Origin of the sequence: Acidiphilium cryptum JF-5, assembly GCF_000016725.1 — a bacterium.
Classification (GTDB): Bacteria; Pseudomonadota; Alphaproteobacteria; order Acetobacterales; family Acetobacteraceae; genus Acidiphilium; species Acidiphilium multivorum.
Window position 1 is genome coordinate 2,744,265 of the sequence record NC_009484.1, and the last position, 10,008, is coordinate 2,754,272.

At 72.1% G+C, this 10,008-nt stretch carries 12 protein-coding genes and 1 other RNA gene; 6 read left to right on the top strand and 7 right to left on the bottom strand.

The genetic code is table 11. The annotated features are described in order from the left end of the window. Nucleotides 1–22 precede the first annotated feature (22 nt). Nucleotides 23–883: a nucleoside-diphosphate sugar epimerase gene (locus tag ACRY_RS14940; RefSeq protein WP_012040094.1), complete on the bottom strand. Its 861-nt coding sequence runs from the start codon at nt 881–883 to the stop codon at nt 23–25. Beyond that, entirely contained in the window at nt 880–1,536 is a 657-nt protein-coding gene (locus ACRY_RS14945) for a DedA family protein (RefSeq protein WP_012040095.1), read from the bottom strand. Before ACRY_RS14945 ends, ACRY_RS14940 begins: the two co-directional genes overlap by 4 nt. Nucleotides 1,537–1,612: 76 nt before the next feature. On the opposite strand from ACRY_RS14945, the gene ACRY_RS14950 reads away from it, so the two are divergent. From ACRY_RS14950 to ACRY_RS14970, 6 genes are all read left to right on the top strand, one after another. Next, entirely contained in the window at nt 1,613–1,807 is a 195-nt protein-coding gene (locus tag ACRY_RS14950) for a hypothetical protein (RefSeq protein ID WP_013640850.1), read from the top strand. A gap of 1 nt (nt 1,808) precedes the next feature. Then, nucleotides 1,809–2,129, top strand: coding sequence for a cell division protein ZapA (locus ACRY_RS14955; protein ID WP_007423531.1), 321 nt, complete (start codon nt 1,809–1,811; stop codon nt 2,127–2,129). Between the two features lie 9 nt (nt 2,130–2,138). Continuing rightward, nucleotides 2,139–2,298: non-coding RNA, 6S RNA (ssrS, locus tag ACRY_RS19235), on the top strand. Between the two features lie 23 nt (nt 2,299–2,321). Then, nucleotides 2,322–2,879, top strand: coding sequence for a 5-formyltetrahydrofolate cyclo-ligase (locus ACRY_RS14960; protein WP_007423532.1), 558 nt, complete (start codon nt 2,322–2,324; stop codon nt 2,877–2,879). Between the two features lie 21 nt (nt 2,880–2,900). After that, on the top strand, nt 2,901–4,046 hold the full coding sequence (locus ACRY_RS14965; RefSeq protein WP_012040097.1) for an aminotransferase class I/II-fold pyridoxal phosphate-dependent enzyme: 1,146 nt from the start codon (nt 2,901–2,903) through the stop codon (nt 4,044–4,046). A 29-nt stretch (nt 4,047–4,075) separates the two neighbouring features. Next, entirely contained in the window at nt 4,076–4,678 is a 603-nt protein-coding gene (locus tag ACRY_RS14970) for a hypothetical protein (protein ID WP_152982827.1), read from the top strand. 121 nt (nt 4,679–4,799) lie between these two features. On the opposite strand, the gene ftsY is transcribed toward ACRY_RS14970, so the two are convergent. Genes ftsY through nth form a run of 5 tightly spaced genes read right to left on the bottom strand, consistent with a single transcriptional unit; the run spans nt 4,800 to nt 9,965 of the window. Then, nucleotides 4,800–5,735 (bottom strand): signal recognition particle-docking protein FtsY, encoded by a 936-nt coding sequence (gene ftsY, locus ACRY_RS14975; protein ID WP_035187383.1) that lies wholly within the window; start codon nt 5,733–5,735, stop codon nt 4,800–4,802. Then, nucleotides 5,735–6,970, bottom strand: a complete 1,236-nt coding sequence (gene mtaB, locus ACRY_RS14980; RefSeq protein WP_007423537.1) for a tRNA (N(6)-L-threonylcarbamoyladenosine(37)-C(2))-methylthiotransferase MtaB — start codon at nt 6,968–6,970, stop codon at nt 5,735–5,737. Before mtaB ends, ftsY begins: the two co-directional genes overlap by 1 nt. Then, nucleotides 6,967–7,800: a diaminopimelate epimerase gene (dapF, locus tag ACRY_RS14985; protein WP_012040099.1), complete on the bottom strand. Its 834-nt coding sequence runs from the start codon at nt 7,798–7,800 to the stop codon at nt 6,967–6,969. The genes mtaB and dapF overlap by 4 nt, the downstream gene beginning before the upstream one ends. Nucleotides 7,801–7,842: 42 nt before the next feature. Then, a complete protein-coding gene (locus tag ACRY_RS14990; protein ID WP_012040100.1) occupies nt 7,843–9,312 on the bottom strand; it encodes an APC family permease in 1,470 nt (489 codons plus the stop codon). Beyond that, on the bottom strand, nt 9,309–9,965 hold the full coding sequence (gene nth / locus ACRY_RS14995; RefSeq protein ID WP_007423313.1) for an endonuclease III: 657 nt from the start codon (nt 9,963–9,965) through the stop codon (nt 9,309–9,311). Before nth ends, ACRY_RS14990 begins: the two co-directional genes overlap by 4 nt. Nucleotides 9,966–10,008 lie beyond the last annotated feature (43 nt).

The window sequence follows — 10,008 nt, forward strand, 5'->3', positions numbered from 1 at the left end:
GCCGGAGCGGCTTTGGAGGCCGTCAGGCCCCGGTTTCCGCCGCGAGGATGGCTTCGAGCCCCTCGCGGTAGGAGGGAAAACGCCAGGGGCGGCGCAGCGCTGCCCTGGTGCCCTCGCTCCGCACGATGCGGTTTTCCGACCAGAAGGACAGCGCCATCGGCGACATCCCGCGCCGCGCCTCGTCGAAGGGGATCAGCGGCGGCGGGGCGATGCCGAGCAGGGATGCGGCATGGGCGATGACATCGGCGCTCGGGGCGGGTTCGTCATCGGCGAAGTTGAGGATGCGCACGCCGCCGGTGGCCGTGGCGATGGACGCGAGCGTGCCGCCGGCGATGTCGTCCACATGGATGCGGCTGAATTTTTGCCCCGGCCGGTCGATCCGGCGGGCGGTGCCGGCGCGCAGGTCGTCGAAGGCGGAGCGGCCGGGGCCGTAGATGCCGGCGAGGCGGATGACGTCGACGGCGCGGTGGTCGTTCGCCATCGCCGCCCAGTTCTGCTCCGCCTCGACGCGGCGGAGGGTGCGCGGCGAGCCGGGGGCGGGCGGCGTGGTTTCGTCGACGCTGCCGCCCTGGCGGTCGCCATAGACGCCGGTGGTGGAGAAATAGCCGATCCAGCGCAGCGCCGGGGCGGCGGCGATGGCATCGGCGCAGAGGGCGAGGAGCGGATCGCCGGCCTCGCCGGGGGCGGCGGTGACCAGCAGATGGGTCGCGTCCGGCAGCGCTGCGGCGGCCTCGGCGAAGGGGATGAGCGCCACACCCCCGGGCGCGGATCTGCCCGCCGGGTCGCGCGCGGTGGCGAGGACGGCGAAGCCCGCATCGCGGGCGGCGGTGGCGACGGCGCGGCCGGTATAGCCGAGCCCGGCGATCAGCAATGTTGCGGTCATCTCTTGTGCGGAAGCTGGTCGGGGAGGGTGGCGCGGGCGGCGGCGGCGCGTTCGAGCCGCTCGCCGTGGCGGCGGGCGAGGACCACCATCGCCACGCCGACGGCGACGATGACGACCGCCGCGGCGGCGCCGAGCGGGCCGGCGAAGCGGTTGATCTGCTTGCCGAAGATGTAGGCGACGCCGCCATAGATGCCGGCCCAGATGAGGCAGGCGAGGGTCTGGAAGGCGATGAAGCGGCGCCACTCCATCACCGTGACGCCGGCGAGCAGCGCGGCGAGGGCGCGCATCACCGCGAAGAAACGGCCGAAGACGACGATCTTGCCGCCATGGTTCTCGAACAGCCAGTGGCCGGCGCGCAGCCGGCGCTCGGTCAGGCCGATATGGCGGCCATGGCGGAGCAGCACCGGGTAGCCGGCGTTGCGGCCGATCCAGTAGCCGGCGGCGCCGCCGACGATGGCACCCGCCGCGGCGGCGAGGATGAGGACCGAAATGTCGATCCGGTGGGTGGTGCCGGCATAGATCGCCGCGGAGACCAGGGCGGTTTCGCCGGGCAGCGGCAGGCCGAGGCTTTCCAGCATGATCAGCGCGGCCACCGCCAGGCTGCCATAGGCGGCGATCCAGGGAGCCAGGGCATGGTTGAAGGCGGTGATCATCGGTCGGCTCGGGTTTCCAGCGCGGCTGCGGGTTAAGCGGCTTTCATTGTAACGCAAAATCCGCGATAAGCATCGCATGGCGGAGCAGGAAACCGAAATTCAGGCGATCGAGCGGCTCGAAGCGGCGCTGGCGCGCATCGCCGCCCATGCGGCGCGGCCGGCCCCGCCGGGCGGAAGCGACGGGCGGGCCGAGGTCGCCGCGGCGCTCGACCGGATGATCGAGCAACTGCGGGCGGCGCTCGACGAGGCCGACCGGGTGGAGCAGGGCTGACATGGCGAACGTGAACATCCGCATCAACGGCTTCTCCTATTCGGTGAGCTGCGAGGACGGGCAGGAGCGGCACTTGCAGGCGATGGCCGCCGAGATCGACCGCCGGGTGAGCAGCATCAAGGCGATCGGCGAGCAGACCGGCGAGGCGCGGCTGCTGGTGCTGGCGGCACTTCTGCTGGCCGACGAGCTGCACGACCTGCGGGCCACCCACGAGGCGTTGCGGGCGGCGAAGCCCACCGGCGTTTCCCCCGAGCATGTCGCAAGGCTGCGGCGCGTCGCCGCGCGCGCGGAGGAGATTGCGGCGGACCTCGCGGAGTCCTAAGTTGCGGGGGCGAGGCTGCCCGGTGCGTCAGGCAAGCACATCCCCGGGGCCAGTAAGTATCTCCCAGGGAGCTGGCTCTGTCGGAACCGTGGTTCCGGTATTTCCGGCGCCCACCTGCTCACGCAGGCTCTGGGAGGATGTCAACGCCAACGGCCAGGGCGGCTTCGCACTTTTGCTCCTCTCCCCGACAGCATGACCGAGCTCGATCTCATCGCCCGCAAGGCGGCGGCGCGGCAGGCCGCCCTCGACCGGCGCGACGGGCTCGACCCGGCACTGGGCGCGCGCCTGGCCGCCGTGGTGCTGGAGCAGTGCCCGCCGCCCGCCGGCGCGGTGGTTTCGGGGTTCTGGCCGATCGGGGCGGAAATCGACATCCGGCCGCTGCTGGCCGAGCTGGAGGCGCGGGGGCATGCGATCGGCCTGCCGGTGACGCCGAGGCGCGGCCTGCCGCTCACCTTCCGGCGCTGGCGGCGCGGCGCGGCGCTGGTGCCGGGGCGGTTCGGCACCTCGCACCCCGAGGGCGAGGAGATCGTGCCCGATTTCGTGCTGGTGCCGCTGCTGGCCTTCGACCGGCGGGGCAACCGGCTTGGCTATGGCGCGGGGTATTACGACCGCACGCTGGCCGGCCTGCCCGATGCGTTCCGGCTGGGGTGCGCCTATGCATCGCAGGAGGTGGACGAGGTGCCGGTGGGACCGCAGGATGCGCGCCTTCATGCGGTGGCGACCGAACGCGGCGTGGTGCGCGCGGGCTGACGCCGCCTTTCAGGGTGGTCAATGGATATCATTCGGATTCCGCGATCGAAGATCGGCGATATCGGGCGGCTGGCCTTTGCCGACCCGGCGGTGGACAACCTGGCGTTCGGCGAGTCCGACCGGGCGCCGCCGGACGCGGCGCGGGCGGCGCTGATCCGCGCCGTCGAGGCCGGGGACACGCATTACGTGGACAGCCGGGGGCGGCTGTCGCTCCGCCTCGCGCTGGCGGATTATCTGAGCCGGGTGCACGCGAAACCGGTGGCGGAGACGCGGATCGCGGTGACCGCCTCGGGCATGGCGGCGATCGGCGTCGCCTTCACCGCGATCTTGCGGCAGGGCGACAAGGTGGTGATCCACGAGCCGGAATGGCCGAACCTCGCCGGGGCGGCGCTGGCGCGGCGGGCCGAGGTGGTGCGGCTGCCGCTGGACGAGGACGGGGCGGGCGGATTCCGCCTCGATCTCGACCGGCTGGACGCGGCCCTCGACGGCGCGCGGGTGTTCTGCCTCAATTCGCCGAACAACCCGACCGGGTGGATGGCGAGCGACGCGGAGATCGTCGCCATCCTGGAGATCTGCCGGCGGCGGGGCGTGTGGCTGCTGTCGGACGAGGTGTATTCGCGGCTGAGTTTCGACGGGCGGGCGGCGGCGCCCTCGGCGCTGGACCATGCGGGGCCGGAGGATCGGGTGATCGTCGCCAATTCGGTGTCGAAGACCTGGGCGATGACGGGATTCCGCGTCGGCTGGCTGGTGCTGCCGGAGGGCGAGCGGGACGCGGTGGGCGAGCTGATCGAGGCGACGCATTCCGGCGTGGCGCCCTTCGCGCAGGAGGCGGCGCGGGCGGCGCTGGAGTGCGAGGACTATGTCGCCGGGTTCCGGGCGTTCTGCGCCGAGGGGCGGGCGATCGTCGGCGCCGGGCTCGCCGGGCTCAACCGCGTGCGCTACAGCGCGGCGCCGGCCGGGCTCTATGCCTTCGCGCGGATCGAGGGGGTGGCGGACAGCCTGGAACTGGCGCGGCACCTCGCCATCGCGCACAAGGTGGCGGTGGCGCCGGGGATCGCGTTCGGCGCGGCGGGCGAGGGGCATTTGCGGATCTGCTTCGCCCAGAGCCCGGAAAAGCTGGAGCGGGCGATGACGAAATTGCGCGCGGGGCTGGCGGCGTTAACCTGATGTTTACCCGTTCACGTTATGTTCCAGAGATGATTTCGAACAGGAGATGGATCGGTCTGGTCGCGGCGGCCTGGATGCTGGCCGGTGGGGTGGCGGCGGCGCGGGGGGCTTCGCCGCTGCCCGATCCGGCGCTGACGCCGGGGGCGATCAACCCCGCGGTGCGCGAGGCGACGATCGGTGCCACGATCTGCCGGCGCGGCTGGACGCGGACGGTGCGGCCGCCGGTGTCCTATACCGAGCCGCTGAAGAAGGCGCAGATCCGGCGCTATGGCTATGCCGATGCGCGACCCTGGAAATACGAGGAGGATCACCTGATCCCGCTCGCGCTCGGCGGCTCGCCGACCAGCCCGGCCAATCTCTGGCCGGAGCCGCATCTCGGGCGGGGGCAGTGGGGGTCCTATGCGAAGGACCGGCTGGAGGCGCGGATGGCGCGGCTGGTCTGCGCGCATCGGCTGGGGCTGGACGAGGCGCGGCGGATGATCGCGCGGGACTGGATTTCTGCCTATCGGCGCTTCATCGGATCGCGGCCGGACAACGCGCCGTTGCATGGGCGCGGCGCGGGATATGACGGCGGATACCGGCCGTATGACCATTGGCACCACTGGCATCGCTGGCACCGCCGCGACTGGTGAGGCGGGGCGGCGTGAGCCGTCACGCTACGGCAGTTCGCCCTTTGGTTTCCGCAAATCGCCGCTGAAATTCAGCAATGCGCGGGTCGTCGGGTTTCGGGATGATCCGGGACGGCGCAAAAATTCAGGCGGGGCGGTCGGCGTCGGCGCCGGTGAGGGCGCGGGCGAATTCGGTGGCGTCGAAGGGGCGGAGATCGGCCGCCTGTTCGCCGACGCCCACGGCATGGATCGGCAGGGCGGCGGTTTCGGCCAGGGCGACGACGACGCCGGCGCGGGCCGAGCCGTCGAGCTTGGTGACGATCAGGCCGGTGAGATCGACCATCTCCTTGAAGGTGGCGACCTGGGCGATGGCGTTCTGGCCGGTGGTGGCGTCGAGCGTCAGCAGCACGGCGTGGGGGGCGGTTTCGTCCTGCTTGCGGATGACACGGATGATCTTGCGCAGCTCCTCCATCAGCGCGGCCTTGTTGTGCAGGCGGCCGGCGGTGTCGATCAGCACGATGTCGTGCCCGTCGCGGCGGGCGCGGGCGATGGCGTCGAAGGCGAGGCCGGCGGGGTCGGCGTTGGCGGGGCCGGTCATCACCGGCGCGCCGGTCCGCTCGCCCCAGACCTGGAGCTGTTCGACCGCGGCGGCGCGGAACGTGTCTCCGGCGACGAGCAGGGGTCTGGCGCCGGCCTCGGCATAGGACTGGGCGAGCTTGCCGATCGTGGTGGTCTTGCCGGTGCCGTTGACGCCGACCATCAGGATCACGAACGGGTTTTTGCTCCGGTCGATCGCGAGCGGCTGCGCGACGGGGGCGAGGATTTTCGCCACCTCCTCGGCCAGCGACGCGCGGATTTCGGGAGCGGAAACGTCCTGGCCGAAGCGGGTGCGGCGGAAGGCGCGGATGACGCGGGCGGCGGCGGCGGGGCCGAGATCGGCGGTGATGAGCAGGTCTTCGAGCTCTTCCAGCGCCGCGTCGTCGAGCTTGCGCTTGGTGAAGGTGTCGGTGATGCCGGCGGCGAGCTTCTGGGTGCTGCGGGTGAGGCCGGATTTGAGGCGCGAGAGAAAGCCGAGCGCCATCATTCTGCTCCTGCGGTCACGCCGGTGGCATCCGCGCCGGTGATTCTCGCCGTGACGAGCGCGCCCGGGGTGACGGGTGCGGAAAAGCGGATCGGCGCGAAGGTTTCGGTGTGGCCGGCGGTTTCGGTCTCGGCCAGGGCGGTGACGGTGGTGCCGGTCATGGCGCGGAAGCGGGCTTCGGCGCGGCGGGCGCCGGCCTCGCGCAGGCGGGCGGCGCGGGCGCGGCGTTCGGCCATCGGCAAAGCGGGGATGCGCGCGGCGGGCGTGCCCTTGCGGGCGGAGAAGGGGAAGACGTGGAGATAGTCGAGCCCGGCGTCGTCGACCAAAGCGAGGGTTTCGGCGAAATGCGCCTCGGTTTCGGTGGGGAAACCGGCGATGAGGTCGGCGCCGAGGGCGATGTCGGGGCGGAGCGCGCGGGCGCGGGCGGCGGCCTCGATGACGTGGTGGCGGAGATGGCGGCGCTTCATGCGCTTGAGGATGAGGTCGGATCCGGCCTGCACCGAGAGATGCAGATGCGGCATCAGGCGGGGCTCGGATTCGAGCAGGCGCCAGAGATCGTCGTCGATCTCGGCGGGGTCGATCGAGGAGAGGCGCAGGCGCGGCAGGTCCGGCACGGCGGCGAGCAGGCGGCGGCAGAGCTGGCCGAGTTTCGGCGCGCCGGGCAGGTCGGCGCCGTAGGAGGTGAGGTCGACGCCGGTGAGCACCACCTCGTTGTAGCCATTGGCGACGAGGGTGCGGACCTGCTCGACCACGGCGCCGAGCGGGATCGAGCGCGAGGGGCCGCGGCCATAGGGGATGATGCAGAAGGTGCAGCGGTGATCGCAGCCCTGCTGCACCTCGATGAAGGCGCGCGCGCGGGTGCCGAAGCCCTCGATCAGGTGGGCGGCGGTCTGGCGGAGCTGCATGATGTCGGCGACGAGGACCGGCGCTTCCGACCGCCAGGCCTCGGGCGTGAGCTTCTCGGCGTTGCCGAGGACGCGGGCGACACCCTCGATGCTCGACCAGGCGGCCGGATCGATCTGGGCGGCGCAGCCGGTGACGATGATTTTCGCGGCGGGGTCGGCGCGGTGGGCGCGGCGGATGGCCTGGCGGGCCTGGCGCTCGGCCTCGGCGGTGACGGCGCAGGTGTTGACGATGACGGCGTCGCCGAGCCCGGCGGCCTCGGCATGGCCGCGCATCACCTCGCTCTCGAAGGCGTTGAGGCGGCAGCCGAAGGTGAGGATGTCGAGGCTCATGGCGCGAGCATGGCCGCGTCCAGCTCGCCCTCGAAGACCAGGGCGACGGGGCCTTCCATCAGCACGTGGCCGTCGTCGCGCCAGGTGAGGGTGAGGGTGCCGCCGTCCATCTCGATCTCGGCGCGGCGGGCGGCGAGGCCGCGGCGATGGGCGTTGACCAGGGCGGCGCACGCGCCGGAACCGCAGGCGAGGGTGAGGCCGGCGCCGCGTTCCCAGACGCGCAGGCGGATGCGGTCCGGCGCGTCGATCCGGGCGAAGCCGATATTGGCGCGCTCGGGGAAGAGGCGGGCGTGTTCGAGCTTCGGGCCGATCGTCTCGATCTGCAGGTGGGTCAGGTCGTCGACGAAGAAGGTGGCGTGGGGGTTGCCCATCGAGCAGGCGGCGGGGTTCTGCACCGGGCCGAGGGCGAGGCGGAGCGAGAGCGTGTCCGCCGGTTCGGCCAGGGGAATGTCTTCCCAGCCGAGTTTCGGCGCGCCCATGTCGACCTCGACCAGGGTGGGGCCCTTGATTTCGGCGGGCAGCAGGCCGGCATTGGTGCGGATGGTGAGGCGGCGGGCGCCGGTTTCGCCGGCGAGCAGGGCGGCGACGCAGCGCGTGGCGTTGCCGCAGGCGCCGGATTCCGAGCCATCGGCGTTGAGGATGCGCATGAAGGCGGCGGCGCCGTCGTCCCGCTCGATCAGGATGATCTGGTCGCAGCCGACGCCGCGGTGACGGTCGGCGATGCGGGCGGCGGCGGCGGGGGCGAGGTCAAGCGGGTGCGCGCGGGCATCGAGAACGACGAAATCGTTCCCGGCGCCGTGCATTTTCAGAAAGGGTCGGGCCGCTGCCATGCGGTTCGTATATGGCGTCGCGGCGCGGCGCGGAAGGGGGCGCTATTCGAGGGGGAGCGTTGCGGTGACGGCGGCGAGGCCGGGGGCGACGCGGCGGGCGCGGAGATAGAGCGCCGTGCCGATCAGCGCCATCACCGCGCCCTGGAACAGCGGCTGGACGTAGAAGGGCGCGTGGGGCAGCACCAGCACCGAGCGGATCAGCGCGATGGTGACGACGATGGAGAGCAGGGCGACGGGCACGACCATGACGCCGCGGCGGAAGGGCTCGGACCAGCCATGGCTGGCATGGCGCGGGTTGTAGCGCAGGTTGAGCGCGGCGCAGGCGACGGCGAGCCAGACCAGCAGGATGGTGACCGAGCGGGCGACGATGCCGAAGGCCCAGCCGATATAGGTCGCCTGCACGAGGAAGAGCGAGGCGAGCACGACGGTGAGGGTGAGGGCGGCGACCGGGGCGCGGCGGCGCGAGGTTTCGGCGAAGCGGGCGGGGATCAGCCCGTCCTCGGCCCAGGCGAAGAGCATGCGCGAGGTGACGACCATCTGCGGCGCGAGCGTCTTGCCGACGATGAGCGCGATCACGAGGTCGAGCGCCGCGGCGAGCGGGCGCGGGGCGGCGAGGCCGATGATGCCGGGGGCGGTGACGAGGGAGGCGTGCTTGTGGCGGATGAGGTCCAGCGCCGCCCACCAGGGCACGGCGTGCAGCAGTGCTGCGGCGACCAGCGAGAACAGCACGACCGAGGTGAGCCAGGCGATGACGATGCCGCGCGGCATCACGGTTTCGGCGTGTTCGGTCTCGCCCGACAGGGCGGGCGCGCCGGACAGCCCGCCATAGGCGAAGATGAACAGGGTGCAGACGGCGAGGAAGGCGTGCGCGTCGAAGGGCGGGGCGGCGGCGGGGCGGGCGAAGGCGATGCCGGTGCGCGCCGCGGCGGTGTGCAGCAGGGCGGCGGGGTCGGCGGCGAAGCCGATGACGCCGACGGCGAGGGCGGTGACCACGACGAGCGCGAGCAGGATGACGACGAGGCGGCCGTAATCGCGGATGCCGGCGACATGGATGCCGTAGATGATCCAGAGTGCGGCGAGGCCGAGGGCGAGATGGCCGGGCTTCGAGAGCAGCAGGTGGCCGGCGGCGAAGCCGGCATTGACCATCGCGTTGCCGAGGAAATTGCCGAAGGCGAAGGCGATGAAGCCCATCGCCGCGGTGATGCTGGCCCACCAGACGAAATGCAGGATGAAGCCGAGCGGCAGGTTGAGGGCGCGCACCGTCCAGACATAGGACGAGCCGGCGCGCGGCATGGCGCGGGAGAACCGGGCGTAGAGGAAGACCTTCAGGAAGATGACGAGGCCGGTCGCGAACATCGCCAGCGGCACCAGCGCGCCGATGCCGGGATAGACGCCGAGGCTCTGGGGGACGACGAAGTTGATTCCGGCGCCGTATTCCTGGGTGACGGCCGAGGCGACGACGGCGGCGAGGCCGAGGGTCTTCGCGAGGCGGAAGCCGGAGGACGCGCTCATGCCCGGCGGCCCCTCGCGGGTGCCGCGGGTTTGGGGGTGAAGACGCACCATTGCGCGCCGGGGCAGCGCCAGCATTCGGGCTGGCGGGCCTTGCAGACATAGCGCCCGTGCAGGATCAGCCAGTGATGGGCGCGGCGCAGCAGGTCGGGCGGGATGCGCCTGACCAGGCCGTCCTCCACCTCGCGCACGGTCTTGCCGGGGGCGAGGCCGGTGCGGTTGGCGAGGCGGAAGATGTGGGTGTCCACCGCCATGGTGGGCTGGCCGAAGATTTCGTTGAGCACGACATTCGCGGTCTTGCGGCCGACGCCGGGCAGGGCCTCGAGCGCCTCGCGCTCGGCGGGGACCGCGCCGCCATGCCGCTCGACGAGGAGCTCGGCGAGGGCGGCGACGTTCCTCGCCTTGGACTGCCAGAGGCCGATCGAGCGGATATGCGGGCCGATGCCCTCGGCGCCGAGGGCCGCCATCGCCGCCGGGGTGGGGGCGGCGGCGAACAGGCCGGGGGTCGCCTTGTTCACCGCGGCGTCGGTCGTCTGCGCGGATAGGACGACGGCGACGAGCAGCGAGAACGGGTCGGCGTAGTGGAGCTCGGTGCGCGGCTCGGGGTTGCCGGCCGAGATGGCTTCGAGGAAGGGGCGGATATCCGCCGTTTTCATCCTGCGCACGCGGGCCTGCGGGACGGTGGGGCGGCGCTTGGGG